Genomic DNA, 19,793 nt, shown 5'->3' on the forward strand with positions numbered 1-19,793 from the left:
GATCCCTCCTTCCATTTCTTGACGTTGCCGTCATGGATTTACTTAATTATATCAAACCAAATTAATCGGTCAATACGTAGAGGCAATGTTTTTTAAAAAGATTGCTCAATTTCTCATTTAATTAACATTAAATCTGTTAAAGACCGGGGCTAAATTGTATAATTAAAAGAAAAAAGGAGCTTACTATGGTTGAAGAAACACCAAAAAAAGAAGTCAACATCGTTATTATCTCTGATTCTGCTGGCGATACCGCCTTTAACAATGCAGTGGCCGCTGCGGCCCAATTCCCTGACGCACAGGTCAATTACCGGCGCTATCCCTTCATTTTTAACCAAGAAAAATTAACTGAAACACTTGCCGAAATAGTCCAGTTTCCTAACCTGGTAATTATCTATAGCCTGGCTAAGGATGAGATGCAAATTCCGATTATCCGCTTCGTGCGCGAGCACCATATTGAGAGCGTGGACATTCTTTCTCCAGCTATGGAAGCAATTCAAAAAATAACTGGGCTCCACCCCCAAAACAAGGTTGGCGCCCAGCACAAAATGAACCAGAAGTATTTTGACCGCATTTCAGCCATTGAGTTTGCGGTGATGTACGATGATGGTAAGGATCCCAAGGGCTTTTTAGAGGCTGATGTGGTTCTCCTAGGCGTGTCCAGAACTTCTAAGACCCCCCTGTCACTCTTTTTAGCCAATAAAAACATTAAGGTGGCCAACCTTCCTCTAGTTCCTGATACCCATATTCCTAAGGAAATTTACCAAATTGATGCCAAAAAAATCATTGGTCTAACCAATGACCTGTCCGTCTTAAATGAATTTAGGCGGCAACGGATGATTTCTTATGGGCTAAATCCAGATACGGTGTATTCCAACACAGATGCAATCAAAAATGAACTCAATTCGGCGCAAAAGCTTTATGATGAATTAGGCTGCTATGTGATTAATGTTGCCCACCGCTCAATCGAGGAAACGGCGGCCTTAATCATGAAGCACTTAGGAATTGAGGAATAGCGTACTTTAAGACGATAGTCCTAGCGTCGAATAAGTTTTATGAGGTAAGGCAAATGACTGATTCACAAGAAAAAAATAATTTAGCTACTGCAATTTTTGCTGGCGGGTGTTTTTGGTGCATGGTAGAACCCTTTGATTCATTGCCAGGAATTAAAAAAGTGGTTTCGGGCTATACCGGTGGCCATGTTCCTAATCCCACCTATGAACAAGTTGCAAGTGGTCTAACTGGCCACACGGAAGCAGTCGAAATCACTTACGACCCACAAATAATATCATATGAAACCCTGCTGCAATACTATTGGCAGGTAACTGATCCAACTGATGCAATGGGGCAGTTTCAAGATCGTGGTGACAGCTACCGGCCAGTCATCTACTATCATTCACCAGCCCAAAAAGCTGCAGCAGAACAGTCTAAGCAAAACTTGCAGGCTAGTGGGAAGTTCGACCAACCCATTGTTACGGCAATCGAGCCCGCTAAACCTTTTTATCCTGCTGAGGACTACCACCAAGACTTCTACAAGAAGAATCCCGCCCGTTATGCCCTGGAAGAATCGGGTGGCCGGACCGACTTTATTAAAAGAAACTGGCAAAAATAAAGTAGACAATCAGGATACTGGTTGTTTTTTGCATAGTTCCAGTAACTTTTGGTAAACTAATTTACGTTTATTAAGCAAGTTTGATAAAAGGTTATAAGGTAATGGATAAACTCGACACATTCAACCGACGTTACAGTCTGCTTTCAAAAATTTCAGCTTCATTTTTTTATTCTTTAGCGGTTGCGTTTGCTTTGAACTTCTTTTGGGCACCCGGTCACATGTACTCTTCTGGCGTTACCGGGTTTGCCCAGCTGGTCAACACGATGAGTGAACGTTTTTTGCCAGTAACCTTGACTACTTCGACCATGTACTTCGCCCTGAACGTGCCCTTATTGCTGCTAGCCTGGTTTAAGATTGGCCATAAGTTTACCTTCTTTACTATTATTACCGTTATTCTAGGTTCCTTAATGATGCGCCTGATTCACCCGGTGGACATGCATGTTGATCCTCTGGTCTGCGCCATCTTTGGTGGCATGATAAATGGTCTGGGAACCGGTTTTGCCTTAAAAAACGGCATCTCGACCGGTGGCCTTGATATTATCGGTATCGTGATTCAAAAGAAAACGGGCACCAGCTATGGTAAAATCAGTATCTTAATTAACCTAGTGATTATTGCCGCAGCAGGCTTTGCTTTTGGTTGGACGCGTGCTCTTTATTCGGCTCTGACCATCTTTATCAACGGTCGGGTCATTGATACGATTTACACCCAACATCAAAAAATGCAGGTAACCATTGTAACTGAACAACCCCAGGCGATTATTGATGGTGTCCAAGAAAAAATGCATCGCGGCATCACTATTTTTCACGATGTTGAAGGAGCATATAGTCATATTGAAAAGAAGGTTTTAATCACGGTGATTGACCGCTATGATATGTACGACATCTTACAGATTGTCAAAAAGAGCGATCCCTACGCATTTATGAGCGTTACTGAGGTTGAACGCGTATACGGTAGCTTCAAAGAACAAGAAATTGTCTAAAAAAGTGCACTTCCAAAAGGAGGTGCACTTTTAAGGTTATTCAAATAATTGCTTATACTCACCATAACCGCGTTTAGCAAGTTGTTCATATGGGATAAAGTCCAATGCTGAAGAATTGATACAATACCTTAAGCCGCCGCGATCAACTGGCCCATCGTTAAAGACGTGTCCCAAGTGAGAGTCAGCATCAGGACTCTTAACTTCGGTTCTTTCCATGTTGTGCGATTGGTCGCGCCGGTATATCAACTTGGCGATCGGTTTAGTAAAGCTGGGCCAGCCGCAACCAGCATCATACTTGTCTGTACTCGAAAAGAGCGGTTCACCCGATACCACATCGACATAGATGCCCTTTTGATCGAAGTTGTCATACTTACCCTGGAACGGGTAATCAGTTGCTCCATGTTGCGTTACCTCAAGCTGTTCGGTCGTCAGTTGCTGCAATTTTTCATTTTTCTTTGCTTGTTCCATTTACTATCACCACCTACCATAACTATAGCAAACTTTACGTAATTACTTGGTTTAGCGGTCTCATAAATTAATGTTATCTTAAATCTCACTTTTGGTAAAACTAGGTTATAATTATTTCAGTACAAAATATAGAAAGGTTAACTATAACTATGCCAAAATTAAGCCCAAATTTATCGGGAAAGATTAATTCCAAGATCAAAAATTTGCCTTCTTCGCAAATTCGTTCTTTTAGCAAAGGAATTGCCCAAATTCCGGAGATAATCATGTTGACGGTTGGTGAACCTGACTTAAATACGCCTGAGCACATTAAGCAAGCTGCAATCACAGCCATTGAAGATAATGATTCACATTATGCCCCCGAAGCTGGGAAAATGGCCTATTTAACGGCAGTTAGCACTTACCTGCAAGAAAGCTTGGGTGTATCCTATGATCCCAAAAGTGAAATCTGTGCAACTGTTGGCGTTTCCGGCGGTTTAAATGTCACTTTTATGGCACTCTTCAATCAAGGCGATAAAGTTATTGTCCCTACTCCGGTTTGGGAAGTGTACTTTGGCATTATTAAAATGGCGGGAGGAGTACCTATCCAAGTAGATACATCTGCTGACAATTTTATTCTGACAGCGGAAAAATTAACCCAGACTTTGGAAAACGAAGGTAACGGGGCTAAAGCAGTTGTTTTGACCGATCCTTCTAACCCAACTGGCCGGGTTTATGCACAGAGCGAACTCAAAGCTTTAGCCCAGGTTATCACTGCATATGGCCTGTACGCTGTTAGTGATGAAATCTACGCCGAATTAACTTACGACCACAAAAAGCACTATTCACTTACCCAAATTATTCCGGATCGCACGATTCTCGTATCCGGCCTATCAAAAAGTTTTGCCATGACGGGCTGGCGGATCGGCTACATTGCCGGGCCAGCGGAAATAATGGCAGCGATTATTAAAATCAATTCCTTCCTCATTACTTCGGTTACCGATAATGTTCAGGCGGCTGCAACCGAGGGCTTAAGAGCTGGTGAAAAAGACTATGCCGCAGCCCGTGCAACCTATGGCAAACGATTACATATTGTTCAAACTGGACTAGAACAAAATGGTTTTGAAATGGCTGTTCCAGAGGGCGCCTTTTATATTTTTGCCAAGATTCCCAGTGCTTTTGGTAGTGATGATGTTGCCTTTGCCAATGATCTGGCTACTAAGGCTAAGGTTGGGGTGGTTCCAGGAAGCTACTTTGGAGCGGGCGGACAAGGTTATGTCCGCTTGTCTTACGCCTCGTCAGAAGAAAAGTTGCAGACCGCAGTTGACCGGATTACCAACTATGTTAAGCAGAGCCTATAACTTAAAGTGCTTATTTTTGGGTTTATTCCAGCTAGTAGTTTAAACTTTATTTAGATGATTTTATTTTTTTAAGAGAGGACCAATTATGCAAATTACGATGAGACAAGAGAAGCTAGCAACTAATGGTCAACCACCGCTAGTGGGAGATCAATTACCAGACTTTAACTTAACCGTGTCCGATGGTTCAGTTCAGCGTGCGGCCAACCTGATTACCAAGCCAACCCTCATTAGTGTTGTGCCTAATATTAATACGAGTGTTTGCAGTATTTCAACTAAGCGCTTTAATGGCGAAGTTGACAAGTATGATGGCATCAACTTCTACACCATTTCAACTAACACCACTGATGAACAGAAGAATTGGTGTGCTGCTGAAGGCGTGAAAAAAATGAAATTGTTGTCGGACAAGGAGCTCGACTTTGGTAAAAAGATGGGTCTCTACGTTGAAGCTGCTGGAATTGATGCCAGAAGTATTTGGATTGTTGATGCCGACCGGAAGGTACTCTACCAAGAATTGATTCAAGAAATGACCAATGAACCAAACTACGATGCAGCTTTAACCTTTTTAGACAGCTTGAAGTAGTTGTTTTAAAAAGAAAAAGCGGTTAGGGTAATACCCTAACCGCTTTTTACTTGCTTAAAAAATAGGTTTACTTAATACTTGCCAAGTTGTAAAGGACTGGTCTTTCAAACTAAATCCTGCAGGCTGAAGTATGTATTCTTTAGCCTTTAAAACCAACGGTGACGAATTGGCAATGGTCAAGTCCGTTAGAGGCACCCAGAGGGCGCCTAACGAGTCCTGACCAGAAAACTGGTCCACGCTGCTTGAACATTTCCCTTAGTCTGCTCAATATCATAAAGCACACAAATGTGCTGGTTGTAGTGCCAACTTTCATAATCCCATGGATATTTAAAGGATGTAACTCCAACTTGCTTAAACGCTAAAGCCGTTAATCCGGTTTCCTCACGAACCTCGCGCACGACCGCTTCAGTCAATGCTTCACCGTCCTCCAAGCTACCACCAGGCAAGTCGTAGCGGTTAATATAGGGGCCGCCCGTTTTTTTGATAACCAGCAGCTTTTGCTGGTCGGCGATTATTCCGTAGCAGCCAAAGGCACGGTGATATTTGGATGACATGTGCTTGTTCCCTCTTGTTTTTATTTTTCGTCCCAATCAGTGTTAGTTCCATATTCCTCTTCTGCCTGCTTTTCTAGGCTGGCATTGGTCTTAACCACACTATCTTGATACTTACTCTCAATCTCAATACCCAGGTCGGACAGCTGCTGGTCCGTTACCGGGGCCGGAGCGTGCATCATTGGTTCAGCTGCATTGGCATTCTTAGGAAAGGCTAGAACATCGCGGATGTTATCCTTTTCGGCTAGCAACATAGCAAAACGATCGAGCCCAATTGCTAAACCAGCATGTGGTGGAAAGCCCATGTCCAGTGCCTCAAGCAGATAACCAAATTGCTCATAAGCCCGTTTCTTAGAGAAGCCCAGTGCTTTAAGCATCTTTTCCTGGATTGACCGCTTGTGGATCCGGATTGACCCCCCGCCAAGCTCATCTCCGTTCATGACGATGTCATAGCTGCGGGCATGGGCTTGGTGCGGATCGGTTTCAAGAAGCTTGATCCCCTCGTCATCCGGCATGGTGAAAGGATGGTGCGCTGCGATCCATCTGCCAAAGCCCTCATCATACTCAAAGAGCGGCCAATCAACCACCCAGACAAAGTCAAAGACATTTTTAGGAATAATCCCCGTTTCCTTGGCAAATGTCCGGCGCAGATAATCGAGTGAATCGCAACAAACTTTCCACTTGTCAGCCACAAAGACCAGCAATTCACCGCCCTCAAGGCCAAATTCGGCCAGCAACGCTGACTTGTTAGCAGCAGTTAAAAAGCGGGCAACCGGCCCCGAAAATTCTCCCGCTTCATACTTAACCCAGGCAAGCCCCTTGGCGTGGTATCGCTTAATGTAGTCCTGCTTCTTTTCAATTTGCTTACGCGAGTATGCTTTTGCCCCATCCTTAACGGCAATCCCTTTGACAAAACCGCCGTTTGCAATCGCACCAGCGAAGACTTTAAAGTCACTGTCCTTGAAAACTGGACTCAGATCATGTATTTCCATCCCAAACCGGGTATCCGGCTTGTCCGTACCGTACTTGTTCATCGCATCGGTCCAAGAAATACGGGCAATTGGCGTTTTGAGATCAATGTCCATGACATCCTTCATGATTTTTTTCAAGAGACCCTCAGTGTAATCCTGCACCTGCTGCTCATCAGTAAAGGATGTCTCCAAATCAATCTGGGTAAATTCAGGTTGGCGGTCGCCCCGCAAGTCCTCGTCGCGGAAGCACCGGGCCAGCTGGTAGTATTTGTCAAAGCCTGCTCCCATGAGCAATTGCTTAAATAATTGGGGTGACTGCGGCAGAGCATAAAAACTGCCAGGATAAATTCGTGATGGTACCAGATAGTCCCGCGCACCTTCTGGTGATGACTTGCCGAGAATCGGAGTTTCAATATTGATAAAGCCATTTTCATCGAAGAATTCGTGAGTGGCGCGCAAGATTTTTGCCCGCAACATAATTGCCTGTTGTAGTGCAGGACGCCGCAGGTCAAGGTAGCGGTATTTCAACCGTAATTGTTCACCTACTTCGGCATCGTTCTTGATTTCAAAGGGCGGATTCTGCGACTTATTTAAAACCGTGATATCGTCAGCGGTCACTTCGACTTCACCGGTTTTCATGTCTGGATTGGCACTGGCCCGCTTCACTACCGTCCCCTTAACCTGAATAACGTCCTCACTCCCTAAGGATTCCGCTAAGGTCATTAATTCAGGGCCTGAATCATGGTTCACCACTACCTGTACTAGCCCTTCACGGTCACGCAGGTCGATAAAGAGAAGGTTGCCCAAATTGCGAATTCGTTGCACCCAACCATACAAATTAACTTCTTGATCAAGGTATTGAGCAGTAATATTACCGCAGTAGTCTGTTCTTTTTTCCATTTTTAATCCTTCAATTGCTCCATCATTTTTTCCATCTGGTCAACATTTTCTAAGTTAAGATCAACTGTTTTACCATCCGCTAGGCGCTTAACGTTCAAAATACCGTTGGCCAGTTCCTGGGCCCCCAACGTAATTACGTATTTGGCCTGGGCCCGGTCGGCCTTTTTGAACTGAGCCTTGAGCTTCTTTTGCTCAACGTCGTACTGGGCACTAAAGCCCTGCCGGCGCAAACTGCGGGCAATCTCAACGGCCTTACCTGCAGTACCTTCGCCAATATTGGTAATAAAGAAGTCAATGCCTTGATCTTCAAACAACTGCGGGTTTTGCTTTTCTAAGACCAGCATCAGGCGTTCTTCCCCGATGCCAAAGCCAACAGCCGGTGTATGTGGTCCGTCGAATTCTTCAACCAGGTTATCGTACCGGCCTCCGCCTAAAATTGTCGTCGCAGACTCCCACAGGCTCTTATCTTCGACCATGAATTCATAAATAATACCAGAATAGTAGTCCAAGCCACGCACCAGGTCGTTATCAATCACATAGTCAATCCCCAAACGGTCGAGCATCTGCGTAATCTGGGCAAAGTTGGCCTTGGTTGCTTCATCTAAGTAATCAATGATCTTCGGAGCTGCTGCCAAAAAGCGCTTGTCTTGGTCATCTTTTGAATCCAAAATGCGTAAGGGATTTTTCTCCAAGCGCCGCTTAGAGTCATCTGATAGTTGGTCTCTTAATGGAGTAAAGTAATTGACCAGGGCATCACGGTAATCATGCCGGACCTGGGCATTGCCTAAAGTATTAAGGTGCAACTCATAGTTTTTCACCCCTAGTTCAGCTAATAAATCGTGGCCCAACATAATGCTTTCAACATCGGACAAAGGGTTGCTAGCACCAAAGCTCTCAATACCAATCTGGTGGAATTCCCGTTGCCGGCCGGCTTGTGGGCGCTCGTAACGAAAAGTCGATTGGATGTAGTAGACGTTAAAGGGCTTAGCCTTTTCTGGTGCATATAATTTATCTTCCACATAGGCCCGTACTACCCCGGCTGTTCCTTCGGGCCGTAAGGCGATGTGGCGGCCGCCCTTGTCTTCGAAGTCATACATCTCCTTTTCGACGACATCAGAAGTTTCACCGCTCGATCGCGCAAAAACTTCATAATTTTCAAAAGTCGGGGTCCGCATCTCCCGGTAATTTGCCCGTTTTAAAAAGTCGCGGACAGTCTGTTCAACCTGTTCCCAAGAGCCAGACTGCTCTGGCAAGATGTCGACTGTTCCTTTTGGTCTTTGAACTCTCATTTATTTCTTCCTTTTACTACAACTAAAAAGCGCCCTTGAATGAATCAAGGGCGCTTTGAATTAGCACGGTACCACCTTTTGCTTGCTGCGAATAACGCTCGCGAAACGATTATTATCTGATAAAGGGGTCACAGTTAGTTTTTATCTGCTCTTTTCACCCTAGGAAGCAGTCTCTAAAATAAAAATGCTAAACTTCAATCTTCGTCATTGATAATTCTTTTTTAGAATATATTTTTACCAGTAAAAAGTCAACCTGGAAAGCTATTTAATGGCAACTTTTACTGGTCAAGAACAATCGTGAACGGTCCATCATTTTCCAGGCTAACCTGCATGTCTGCCCCGAATTGCCCCGTTTCGACAGTTAAACCAGCTTGCCTTAATTCTTGATTAAAAACTGCCCACAATTCAGCTGACTTAGGCGGCCGCATTGCTTGCGTAAAACTGGGCCGGTTACCCTTTTTGGTGTCAGCTAACAAGGTGAACTGACTGACACTCAAGATTTTTCCGCCAACCTCCTTGATTGCTAGGTTAGTCTTACCGTGCTCATCTTCAAAAATACGCATTTTGGTAATCTTGGCGGCTGCTTTCCTGACCTGGTCAAGTTCATCGCCCTCCTTTAGACCGACTAGGAGTAAGTAGCCACGGTCAATCTGGCCCACGGTCTTATCTGCAATTGCCACCTTAGCCCAGTTAACTCTTTGAATTACTACTCGCATTAATTGTCTGCCCTCCGTGTTTCATAAACGTCTGGAATATCGCGTAATTTAGTCAAAATACTATCAAGTTGAGATGAATTGTTAACGGCAACCGTTGCATAAATATGGGCAATGTTTTCTTCATTAACTTTACCAGACAGGTTGTTAATGTTAGGGGTAAGTGAATTTAGTTTGGTCAAAACATCACTTAACAGGCGGCTACGATTATAACCAAAAACCTCAATGTTGGCATTAAAGTTCTGGCCGCTATTTTCGCCCACATTTTCCCATGCTACTTCAATTAATCGGCCTTGACTGCCATCATTGGCAGTGATATTGCGGCAATCTGAACGATGAATCGTTACCCCGCGTCCTTTGGTCACGTAACCGACAATGGCATCGCCTGGAACGGGATTACAACACTTGGCCAAGTGTAACATTAGGTCACTGATTCCTTGAATCATGACCCCATTCTTATGCTTGATCTTCATCGTCGCAGCTGAATTTTTGTGGTCTTGCGGCTTGGAAGCAGACTTTTGCCCTGAATTTAAAATTTCTTCTTCCAGCTGCTGCTGTTTCTTCAACTCATCTGCCCGGCGGAGGTCGGCCGTTAGCCGATTTACGACACTGGTTGCCGACAAGTCGCCAAAGCCAACGGCAGCATACATTTCATCCGTTGTATGGTAGTTTAACTGTTCTAAAATTTGTTCAAGGTGATCCTTATCCAGAAATTCCTTAGGGGACAGATCCTGCTGACGTAGCTTGTCGTTAATCATCTGTTCGCCCTGTTCAATACTATTTTCACGATCAAGATTACGGAAATAGCGGCGAATCTTATTGCGTGCCCGCGAAGTTTTGACCATATCAACCCAATCACGAGAAGGCTTAGCATTTGATTGGGTCATAATGTCGATGACATCACCATTTTTTAACTTATAATCAAGTGGCACTAACTTACCATTAACTTTCGCGCCAACAGCGTGTCCACCAACCTGAGTATGGATTTCATAAGCAAAGTCAAGTGTTACTGAGCCCTTAGGTAGTTCGTAGACTTCTCCTTTAGGCGTGAACACATAAACACGATCTGAAAAGATTTCACTCTTAACGTTCTTCATGAACTCGCCAGCATCTTGCGTTTCATCCTTTAGTTCCAGAATTTCCCGCACCATGTCTAACTTTTCATTTGAACTTGTTTGTGCTACTCCAGTTGTATTGCCGCGCTTGTATGCCCAATGGGCAGCAACTCCGTATTCGGCAATCTCATGCATCTGTTCTGTCCTGATCTGAATTTCCAGCGGCCGGCCACCAGGGCCAATGATAGTAGTGTGCAACGATTGGTAACCATTAACCTTAGGGACTGCAATGTAATCCTTAAAGCGTCCTGGCATTGGTTTCCACTTCGTATGAACTGCCCCCAAAACGGCATAGCAATCCTTAACGCTTTTAACTATTACCCGCACTGCCAGCAAGTCATAGATATCATTAAAGTCCTTGTGCTTGTTGACCATCTTTTTGTAGATCGAGTAGATATGCTTAGGTCGGCCGTATATTTCGTACTTAATACCCAAACTATCTAAACTAGCTTTCAAAGTCTTAATTGCATCTTGAATATACCCTTCACGTTCACTGCGCTTTGAATTCATTAGGTTAACAATCTTATAGTAGGATTCGGGATTTAAGTAGTGAAAGCTCATGTCTTCCAGTTCCCACTTAATTGTCCCGATTCCCAGCCGGTCAGCCAGGGGTGCATAAATATCCATTGTTTCCGAAGCAATCCGGCGCTGCTTGTCAGGGCGCAAGTGCTCCAGAGTATGCATGTTATGGAGCCGGTCGGCTAGCTTAACCATAATTACTCGGATGTCCTTAGCCATTGCAATCAACATTTTACGGTGATTTTCAGCTAAAAATTCCTGGTGTGACTTATATTCGTACTTATTCAACTTAGTGACGCCATCAACCATGAAGGCAACGTCCTTACCAAAGTTTGCTTTGATATCGGCATTAGTAACAGGTGTATCTTCAACTGTGTCGTGTAAAAAACCTGCCGCAATTGTATCCGGATCAAGACTCAATTTGGCTAAAGTGCCTGCCACCTGCGTTGGGTGAACGATATAGGGCTGGCCCGACGCCCGCTTTTGTCCTTGGTGCGCTTCTTTGGCAAAGTCATATGCTTTTTCGACAAAAGCAATTTGTTCCGCTGACATATATTTTTTACAAGCGGCAAGCACTTGCTCATGCGTCATTTCCTTGTATTTCGACATAAAAGACCCTTCTATTTGTATATTTGTTTGTCCATCAGGCCAAAAATTTCAAAAATTAAATAAATCAACCCAAACAGGTAGTTGTAATTTGCATACTTAAATAAAACAAGCAAGCAAAAACAAACTGGTAAAAATAGCAACCAGTAGCGCTTTAGGTTGATTGTTTTAACTAAATTACCCACGTGATAGCTGATGATGCTATTAACCAGAACAAATAAGATGCCAACCCGAACCGTTGTCAGTATTCGTAGTAAACTGAAAATCAGCGGTAGTATGACCACTAACAGCGACCACCAGATTACTGGCATCGGCTGATATTGATTTACCTTTCGAATAAATGGTATGTGCTTAAGTTTATCAATCAATTTGCTAATTCCTTACTTAGTCTTAGATTCATATTATAACTCTTCTTGATCTTCTTTTCTCTCAATTACTAAGCCAACCCACCGTTCTTGTTTCATCGTAAGGGTAATCTGAAAACCATGTTGGTCAAGGGCCTGCTTGATTTTGTCGAGCTGCAAGTAATCGATCCCAGAAAAAATGACTTGCCCGCCATTATTTAAATGTTCATCCAATTGCGGAATTAAATCAAGCAAAATCTCTGCCAAAATATTAGCCACAATCAGGTCATACTTGCCCGATACTCCTGCCAGTAGGCTAGTCTGCCTAATATCAATGTTAGTCAGCTGGTTTAAGGCAATATTTTCGTGAGCAGCTGTAATTGCCTCATCAGAAATGTCAGTTGCGAGTACTTGCTCGGCTCCCAAAAGGGCAGCTGCAATTGCCAAAATCCCCGACCCGGTACCAACATCGACTATCTTCATGGGCTTGATTAGAGCTCGTTCCAGCCCCATCAGAGCTAGCTGAGTAGTGGTATGATTACCTGTGCCAAAGGCCAGGCCCGGATCTAACTTGATTAGTTGCTGATCATTAAATTGGGGCTGGTATTTTTCCCATTCTGGTACAATCGCCAAATGCCGCGAAAGGTTAAGTACATGATAGAATTTTTGCCAAACGGTATTCCAATCCTCGTCCTCAATATAACTGGCACTTACCTGGGCTGGGCCAGTTGCCAGGCCAAGCTGCTGCAGTTCCTTCAACTTGGTTCGATACTCATTGATTAAGTGCTCACGATCACGTTCCCCACTGAAGTAAGCCATAAACTGTAGGTCGTCAGGTAAGTTGGCGATTTCAGCTAGCTCAACTACAGTTGCATCATGCTTCCAGCCTGCTTCTTCAAAGTCAGACCGCCGCCGCACTTCAATTCCCTGACTCTGTAATACGTCTTGACTATAGCTAGTCAGCGCGTCTTCCACCTCGTGGCTGGTCTCTACTTTGATCACTAACAACTTCATCGTTCTACCCCTTTTTGTTTTTCTTTTATCAATGCTATGATTAATGGTGGTGATATTAACTATGTCTAAAAAGAAACAGAAAATTGAAAAAACCCTCGTCGAGAAAATACTTGATCGCAACCAGATTCCCTACCATCAAACGGTCTTTGCTACTCACGCAGATGCAGGCGGTGTAGCCCAAATGGATACTTCTATTTTAAACGAGAATGAACATTTGGTCTACAAGACACTGGTCTGCACTGGCAACAAAACTGGTGTGGTGGTTGGTGTTATTCCGGTAACAGCCCATTTGAGTATGAAGAAGTTGGCCCAGCATTCTGGTAATAAGAAGTGTGAGCTACTCCCGCTAAAGGACCTTGAACGGACTACAGGCTACGTCCATGGGGCCAACACCCCAATCGGCATCTACTTCAAACATCACTTTCCAATTTTTCTTGATGAAAGTATGGAAAATGAAGCAGAGATTGCCGTTTCCAGTGGCAAAGTTGGGCGCAGCGTTTTTCTAGATCCGCATGATTTGCAAAAAGTTACCGCTGGAATCTTTGGTGATTTGTTAGAATAAAGGTTCCTGCTTGGGCGGTAGCAATAGCTGCCAGAACATATTGGTAAAGATAATTAATGAAGCAAAGATAAGGACGATCAAAATGACATTATTAACTGATGAACAACTAGCAAATATCGCACATGATTATTTTCTCAGTAAGTTAAACATTGCCGATATTTCCAAGAAATACAACCTTTCCCGCTACCTAATTACAAAGGCAATCGAAGAAGCCCAAGACAAGGGGATTGTCAAAATCAGCATTTACCAAAGCCCCAAACGCGCCGAAAAACTGGAAAAAGAACTGCAACGTCTGTTTAACCTGAAAGAAGTATACATCTTAACGGACTTGGAAACTAAAAACCAAGATAATGAGATGATTGTTAATTATGCCGCTAAACAGATTCAAAATTACGCTAAGTCCGCACACGTCATTGGCCTAACTTGGGGTACGTTGTTGAAGGACATTATTAACAACTTTTCCGAAACCAATCAGGAAAATCTAACCTTCGTTCAGCTTTTGGGCCAGGCTGTCAATTCGAGTAAACGAAAAAATCAACTAGTCCAAGAGGCTGCAGACAAGTTTAACGCCCAAAGTCTGACCTTCCCGGCCCCGTTATATGCAATCAACCCGGACCTGGTACAGAATATCAAGCAGGAACCCTATTACCAGTATATTGAACACTTCTTTGCGCAGATCGACCTTGCTTTTGCTAGTATCGGAACAGTTCAGTCCCTTGAATCAGGCCAGTTTTTTATGGACCATTATGCAGACCACCTGTTTGAACCGGGGAAACAGGAAGAAATTGCCGGTATTATCTTTGGTCGCCCCTATGACATTAAGGGTAACTTTTACCAGCCGCTTGAAGCCCACATTTCTGGCATTAGTCTTGATGACATTATGCGCATCCCTAACCGCTTTGTGACGGTGAAGAACCGCTTTAAGGAAGATGCCCTACTCGGCGCACTTAGAAGCGGAGTAATCACCCACTTGCTAACAACTAGTGGCATTGCAGAGCGCGTATTACACAAAAATCAGCAGCTCTAACAAAATGTCTGGGCAAAAATTTTACTAATGTATTCCTGCATTTCTGCTACGGAGTGCCGCCGCGAGCGCGCACACTCTTTGGCTGGCCGGTTGCATAAAAAGCATTTGCGCGGTAACAGACCATTATCCAAACGAGATAGGGCCTGTTTTTGGTTTTGCACCAGCACATCAGCGTCAAACAAACGGTTAATTTCAGCTGCATCTTCAAAGGCTATGGCCAGCTGTTTAACCTTGGCGGCGTCTACTTTTAAGATGTAAAACTGCTCACAGCCAGTTTCTTGATGCCAAGTTGCAAACGTTGTGTAGGCAAATTGTTTTTCCTGGAGCCGCTCTTCTAGGTCAGAGATGCCTGCTGCAAATAATTTCTGCAAGTAGCGGTTATTTTTGATTGGTCCTGGAATATTGAGCTTAACATCAAGCAGGGTTGCCTGGGGATACTGCTGAAAGGCTTTTCTTTGTAATGCCAGTCGGTCATCCCGATTGGCTAATACCGCCTTAATATCCTGTTCTCGACCCGCTAGAAAGATTGACTTACTCATTGCAGTCACGTCACCACCCTCTTTTAAATATTATCACTAAAAAAACGTGAAAATCGGCTTTGAACTTATTTTCACGTTTTTAATTTTAGTCTTTAACTTGTTTTATTTGATCAATTATGGTGCCATCCCGATACTGAATTAACGCAACCGTCCGGTTAGTATATTCTAGCGGTTGGGGAACACCAACCTGCTCTTCAGCCATCTTTTGCAGTTCTTTGATGTCCACCAAGTTGAGGTCAGGAACTTGGCTGAAGACTTCGAGTAAGTCCTGACGGTTAGGATTGACGGCAATTCCGCGCTCGGTTACCAAGACATCAATCGAACTGCCAGGTGTAACCACAGTTTCAACCGCTGGAACAACAGTTGCGTTACGGCCACGCACAAGTGGTGCAGTAATGATGGTCAGCTTGGCAGAAGCAGCATCCTGGTGACCACCAATGGCTCCCCGAATCACCCCATCAGACCCCGTCATCACATTCACATTGAAATCAGTGTCAATCTGTAGGGCTGAGAGAATCGCGATATCGAGGTTATTAACCACTGCGCCCTTGTTATGCGGATCAGCGTACCAAGAGGCATCAATTTCTTGCTGACCACTATTCTTGGCCATGGACAGGGCTGCGCCCTTGTCAAAATCCTGGACATCCATGATTTTCTTGACCAAGCCCTCCTCTAAAAGATCGGTTGTTGGCTTGGTAATTCCGCCTAGAGCAAAAGAGGCTGTCAATCCGTCTTTAAGCATTGACTGGCGCAAATAGCGCGTAACTGCTAGTGCTGCACCACCAGAACCAGTTTGGAAAGAAAAGCCCTGCTGATAGTAAGGTGAATTCACGATTACCTGATTAACCATCTCGGCAATCTTTAATTCCTTAGGATCCTTGGTAAAACGGGTAGCACCGGAACCAATCTGGTCAGAATCGCCAATTTTCGCTACCTTAACAACGTAGTCAACCTGTGTTTGCTTAATTGATGCCGGCGTATTAGGATAATCAACAATGTTGTCAGTCAAAAGGACGACCTTGTCGGCATATTGAGCATCGATTAAGGCGTAACCTAAAGAACCAAAGACTGCTTCACCGTCTTGACCATTGGCATTGCCAGCGGGATCAGAAACTGGAACGCCCAAGAAAGCAACGTCGATTTTGATCTCGCCCTCTTCAATTGACCGAGCACGATTACCGTGTGAACGAAAGATGACCGGATTCTTCAGTCCACCCCGCGAGACAAATTCACCTAGACTACCGCGCATACCAGACGAAGTGATATTGGTGATTACTCCCTTTTTAATGGCCTCAATTACCTTATCGTTCATAATACCGGTAAGCGAGGATGGAGCCAAAGTTAAATTCTGGTAGCCCATTGCAATAATTTGGTCCATTACTTCATTGAAGGCAAAGTCTCCATTGCGAAAATGGTGGTGGAATGAAATTGTCATTCCATCTTTCAAGGTCTCTTTAATAACCTTGGCCAGTGATTCAGCCACCTTATTTGTTCCCGTAGTAACTGCCACTTTAGGTGCTACCCGTTTTATTTCCGGATTACCAATCTCACTTGACGTAAATGGTGCTAAATTCATTTGTGCCATTAATGCAGCTGGTAATTCACGGTTTACCCTATTTTTCAATGTACTTTCCCTCCTCATCAATCAGCTTAGAAGCCTTGGCCGTTTCAAGGACCCGGTTAGCTTTTTCAACCACTGGCTTATCAACCATCTTACCGTTCAGCGAAATAACTCCAGAGCCTTTAGCCTTGGCTTCGCGAATCGCATTTTGAACGGCTAGGGCCGCTTCAATCTCATCCTTAGTCGGGTTGAAAACCTCGTTGACCATTGAAACTTGTCGCGGATTAACGAGTGACTTGCCGTCATAACCCAATTCATAAATATAACGAGTTTCTCGGTAGAATCCCTCCAGGTCATTCATATTGGAAAAAACCGTGTCAAAGGCATAGACATCAGCAGCCCGGGCTGCTTGGAGAACCATATTACGCGCAAATTCGAGTTCACGACCATCGGGATAACGGTGGGTGTGCATGTCGGCGGTGTAATCTTCACCAGAAACAGCCAGTCCCATCATTAATGGCGAGGCTGTGGCAATTGCTGGTGCATTCAAAACCCCCTTGGCGCTTTCAATTGCCGCCATCACACCAATAGAGCCCTGGGCTAACCCATATTCCGCTTCAGCTCTTTCCAGGTCATGAACTAATTTTTGAATCATTTCCGCCGATTCAGTCTTAGGCAGCCGAATAACGTCCACGCCAGCTCGTACCATCGCTTTGACATCTTCGTCATAAAACGGTGTATCTTGCCCATTAATTCTGACCACAATTTCCGCTCCTCCGAAGTCAACCGTCTTGATGGCGTTATAAACCAACATTCTAGCTGCATCTTTTTCAGTCAAGGAAACCGCATCTTCCAAGTCTAGCATAATGGAATCTGCCCCATAAATACCAGCATCCTTAATCATTGCTGGATTGTTACCAGGAACAAACATCATGGTTCGCCGCAAACGATTTTTAACGTAAGTCATTTATTGCAATACCTCCAATTTGGGCTGGTCTGTTGTTCCGGTTGCCCGTTGCACAGCAGCTAACGTCCGCGCTGCAATGACACAGTCAAGGGCCCCTTTATCCGTTGCCTTGATCTTGGCACTAGTAATACCAAAATCGGTCAAAGTAGCGGTAATTACCTTTTTAATTTGCTTACCATAAGCCTTAGCAACCTCTGAATCAAGCTCAATTTGAATTCCTCCGGTTGCCGGTGACACCATAATTTGGATATCAGAAGATTCTAAAGTGCCGGCGACACCAACTGTTTTAATTTCCATTAATGTTCATTCCTTCCTTAATTCTTTTTTGTAAATCTTGCTGATGCGCTAGCATAAAATTCATCGTGCTAGCTGGCACCAGTGCAGCAATTGCCGCAATCTGATCTGTTTTAAGCAACTGTCTAACGCGAGTTGCTGTAATAATTTGCTCCTTAGTGCTAAAGCGTTCAACAATTCTGACGTCAATCTCAGGACTTAGGATACTAACCAAACTTTGGTTATAGAAATTAGTTGTCCGTGAAAATGGTTCAGTTCCTAGATAACGACGTTTAATTGCTAATGCTGGTGCAATCTTATTTTTAAAAACAAGGGCGTCAACTGCAGTTTGACTGACAATCAGTTCAGCGGGCGACTTTAAAAAATAAGCCGGAAAAGTTGATTGCGAAACTAAATAGTCGCCCCCGCTGACGACCAGCACATTGTCCAAGTCGGCCGTACCGGCCTTAACCAGTTCCTGCCGTTCTTTCGTGTTAAACAGCGAAGCATCTGTTGCAACAACAAAGACATAAACCAGGCCATTTTCTCGACTGGCTAGTTCCACCAGTTGCCGGTGTCCAAGTGTAAAGGGGTTGGCATTCATGACGATAGCCGCAACTTGCTGACTAGCTTGGTTAGCAACCTGCGGAAGATTAACCAAAAAGTCATCAATATCAGGTGTCCCACTTTCCAAAAAGGCAGCCGTTTCAGTTCGAGCTAATTCAGTAAATCCCAGATGGGCAAAACTAGCTGCATACTCCTCCTTGGTAAAGACGAAACTGTGGTAAATATTTTGATTAAACAAATACTGCTGCAAAACTGTCACTAGTTGATTGAACCGCGCCCCTGCTACTGCATCTTGGTTACAGACAGCAAGATATTTCAAAACATTGCCAGCAACACTGCCAGTGCCGACTAGTTCATTTTGATCATCAAATAGTCCAAAGGTATGGTCAATAACCTCAACTTCCCGTGAACTAAAGTTGGTAATCCCCCTTTTTGCCAGGAAATTTTCCCACTTTTTGCGCGTCGCTGGAATATTTAAATACAAGTCAACTATCTTATCCATTTGCTTTTACCTTTTTAAGAAAGCTCATCACTTGCTGATAGACCAGCTGGGGTTGTTCCGCTTGTAGCAGATGACCACAATTAGGAATTGTTTCAGCCTTAATCACAGAATTTAGGGTCGTCATGGCAGTAGCAAAGTGGTAGTCAAAAAACGGTGAATTTTCACCTGCTAGGACCAACATTGGCACTTTCAATCCAACCAATACATCCCGCCAGTCTTGCGCTGCATGGTCAATCCGACAGAGAAAATTATCTTCGGGATGATATGGGAACTTCTGCGCTTCAGCCTTAGCCTGGTTGAACATGGTGTCATCAACGTGGCTATAGATACCAGTACCAAAATCAAATTTTAGGTACTGCGGAAAGTTTTCCCAAGTTAAATCTTTAAAGCCATACTGCCAAGATTGATCCTTAATCATCTTAGGTGGCTGATCTAAGTCAACCAGGGCCCGAAAACGGTTCTCACCAAATAATGAAATAGTCGCCCATAAGTTGGCCGCTCCCATCGAATTACCTATGCCAACCACAGATTTTAGGTTCAGCTGCTGCATCAGTTCTGCCAAATCGGCAGCGTGTCGACTTATTCTTTGTCCTTTAAAGGTGCGCTCCGATTTGCCTTGATTGCGCGGATCGAGCACAATAAAACGAAAATCCTGACTAAAGAGTTGAGCGCACTGCTGCCACATTAGTGCCGAACCACCAATACCTGGAACGGCCAGGATTGGTGGCTGATCGGTTAAGCTATCATAATAATTAAGCCTTACCCCATCATTGGTAATGAAGTTAAATTGTTGCAGCAT

General features: G+C 44.1%; 20 protein-coding genes and 1 pseudogene. 8 read left to right on the forward strand and 13 right to left on the reverse strand.

Annotation, left to right across the window (positions count from 1 at the left end; all coding sequences use genetic code 11):
• Positions 1–185: 185 nt before the first annotated feature.
• From R8389_RS04235 to R8389_RS04245, 3 genes are all read left to right on the forward strand, one after another.
• The gene (locus tag R8389_RS04235; protein ID WP_317636800.1) at positions 186–1,013 is read left to right on the forward strand and encodes a pyruvate, water dikinase regulatory protein; all 828 of its coding nucleotides are present in this window, start codon (positions 186–188) and stop codon (positions 1,011–1,013) included.
• 53 nt (positions 1,014–1,066) lie between these two features.
• Entirely contained in the window at positions 1,067–1,609 is a 543-nt protein-coding gene (gene msrA, locus R8389_RS04240; RefSeq protein WP_317636801.1) for a peptide-methionine (S)-S-oxide reductase MsrA, read from the forward strand.
• Between the two features lie 101 nt (positions 1,610–1,710).
• The gene (locus tag R8389_RS04245) at positions 1,711–2,589 is read left to right on the forward strand and encodes a YitT family protein (RefSeq protein ID WP_317636802.1); all 879 of its coding nucleotides are present in this window, start codon (positions 1,711–1,713) and stop codon (positions 2,587–2,589) included.
• Between the two features lie 36 nt (positions 2,590–2,625).
• Here R8389_RS04245 and msrB read toward each other — a convergent pair whose 3' ends face one another.
• Positions 2,626–3,057, reverse strand: coding sequence for a peptide-methionine (R)-S-oxide reductase MsrB (gene msrB / locus R8389_RS04250; protein WP_317636803.1), 432 nt, complete (start codon positions 3,055–3,057; stop codon positions 2,626–2,628).
• Positions 3,058–3,206: 149 nt separating this feature from the next.
• Here msrB and R8389_RS04255 point away from each other — a divergent pair, with 149 nt between their 5' ends.
• Positions 3,207–4,394: an aminotransferase class I/II-fold pyridoxal phosphate-dependent enzyme gene (locus R8389_RS04255; RefSeq protein ID WP_317636804.1), complete on the forward strand. Its 1,188-nt coding sequence runs from the start codon at positions 3,207–3,209 to the stop codon at positions 4,392–4,394.
• Between the two features lie 85 nt (positions 4,395–4,479).
• On the forward strand, positions 4,480–4,974 hold the full coding sequence (gene tpx / locus R8389_RS04260; protein WP_317636805.1) for a thiol peroxidase: 495 nt from the start codon (positions 4,480–4,482) through the stop codon (positions 4,972–4,974).
• Between the two features lie 54 nt (positions 4,975–5,028).
• Here the strand turns inward: tpx and R8389_RS04265 are convergent.
• From R8389_RS04265 to R8389_RS04285, 5 genes and pseudogenes are all read right to left on the reverse strand, one after another.
• Positions 5,029–5,528: pseudogene (locus R8389_RS04265) on the reverse strand (NUDIX hydrolase).
• 20 nt (positions 5,529–5,548) lie between these two features.
• Positions 5,549–7,396 carry an aspartate--tRNA ligase gene (gene aspS, locus R8389_RS04270; RefSeq protein WP_317636806.1) on the reverse strand — a complete coding sequence of 616 codons (1,848 nt, stop codon included), beginning with the start codon at positions 7,394–7,396 and terminating at the stop codon, positions 5,549–5,551.
• 2 nt (positions 7,397–7,398) lie between these two features.
• Complete coding sequence (gene hisS / locus R8389_RS04275; RefSeq protein WP_317636807.1) at positions 7,399–8,685, reverse strand: histidine--tRNA ligase; 1,287 nt, start codon at positions 8,683–8,685, stop codon at positions 7,399–7,401.
• Between the two features lie 278 nt (positions 8,686–8,963).
• Positions 8,964–9,401, reverse strand: coding sequence for a D-aminoacyl-tRNA deacylase (dtd, locus tag R8389_RS04280; protein ID WP_317636808.1), 438 nt, complete (start codon positions 9,399–9,401; stop codon positions 8,964–8,966).
• Complete coding sequence (locus R8389_RS04285) at positions 9,401–11,641, reverse strand: RelA/SpoT family protein (RefSeq protein WP_317636809.1); 2,241 nt, start codon at positions 11,639–11,641, stop codon at positions 9,401–9,403. The genes dtd and R8389_RS04285 overlap by 1 nt, the downstream gene beginning before the upstream one ends.
• A gap of 192 nt (positions 11,642–11,833) precedes the next feature.
• Here R8389_RS04285 and R8389_RS04290 point away from each other — a divergent pair, with 192 nt between their 5' ends.
• Positions 11,834–11,956, forward strand: coding sequence for a hypothetical protein (locus R8389_RS04290; protein WP_317636810.1), 123 nt, complete (start codon positions 11,834–11,836; stop codon positions 11,954–11,956).
• A gap of 83 nt (positions 11,957–12,039) precedes the next feature.
• Here R8389_RS04290 and prmA read toward each other — a convergent pair whose 3' ends face one another.
• Positions 12,040–12,996: a 50S ribosomal protein L11 methyltransferase gene (gene prmA, locus R8389_RS04295; protein ID WP_317636811.1), complete on the reverse strand. Its 957-nt coding sequence runs from the start codon at positions 12,994–12,996 to the stop codon at positions 12,040–12,042.
• 61 nt (positions 12,997–13,057) lie between these two features.
• Here prmA and R8389_RS04300 point away from each other — a divergent pair, with 61 nt between their 5' ends.
• Positions 13,058–13,558, forward strand: coding sequence for an aminoacyl-tRNA deacylase (locus R8389_RS04300; protein WP_317636812.1), 501 nt, complete (start codon positions 13,058–13,060; stop codon positions 13,556–13,558).
• Between the two features lie 82 nt (positions 13,559–13,640).
• Complete coding sequence (locus R8389_RS04305; RefSeq protein ID WP_317636813.1) at positions 13,641–14,585, forward strand: sugar-binding transcriptional regulator; 945 nt, start codon at positions 13,641–13,643, stop codon at positions 14,583–14,585.
• On the opposite strand, the gene citX is transcribed toward R8389_RS04305, so the two are convergent.
• The 6 genes from citX to R8389_RS04335 form a co-directional block, all read right to left on the reverse strand.
• Positions 14,582–15,124: a citrate lyase holo-[acyl-carrier protein] synthase gene (gene citX / locus R8389_RS04310; protein ID WP_317636814.1), complete on the reverse strand. Its 543-nt coding sequence runs from the start codon at positions 15,122–15,124 to the stop codon at positions 14,582–14,584. The two genes, R8389_RS04305 and citX, sit on opposite strands and share 4 nt — an antisense overlap.
• An 85-nt stretch (positions 15,125–15,209) precedes the next feature.
• Positions 15,210–16,748 carry a citrate lyase subunit alpha gene (gene citF, locus R8389_RS04315; RefSeq protein WP_317636815.1) on the reverse strand — a complete coding sequence of 513 codons (1,539 nt, stop codon included), beginning with the start codon at positions 16,746–16,748 and terminating at the stop codon, positions 15,210–15,212.
• Complete coding sequence (locus R8389_RS04320) at positions 16,738–17,652, reverse strand: aldolase/citrate lyase family protein (RefSeq protein WP_317636816.1); 915 nt, start codon at positions 17,650–17,652, stop codon at positions 16,738–16,740. Before R8389_RS04320 ends, citF begins: the two co-directional genes overlap by 11 nt.
• Complete coding sequence (citD, locus tag R8389_RS04325; RefSeq protein WP_317636817.1) at positions 17,653–17,949, reverse strand: citrate lyase acyl carrier protein; 297 nt, start codon at positions 17,947–17,949, stop codon at positions 17,653–17,655.
• Complete coding sequence (citC, locus tag R8389_RS04330) at positions 17,939–18,994, reverse strand: [citrate (pro-3S)-lyase] ligase (protein ID WP_317636818.1); 1,056 nt, start codon at positions 18,992–18,994, stop codon at positions 17,939–17,941. The genes citD and citC overlap by 11 nt, the downstream gene beginning before the upstream one ends.
• Positions 18,987–19,793 (reverse strand): alpha/beta fold hydrolase, encoded by an 807-nt coding sequence (locus tag R8389_RS04335; RefSeq protein ID WP_317636819.1) that lies wholly within the window; start codon positions 19,791–19,793, stop codon positions 18,987–18,989. The genes citC and R8389_RS04335 overlap by 8 nt, the downstream gene beginning before the upstream one ends.

Origin of the sequence: Lactobacillus xylocopicola (assembly GCF_033096005.1) — a bacterium.
GTDB classification, from domain to species: Bacteria; Bacillota; Bacilli; order Lactobacillales; family Lactobacillaceae; genus Lactobacillus; species Lactobacillus xylocopicola.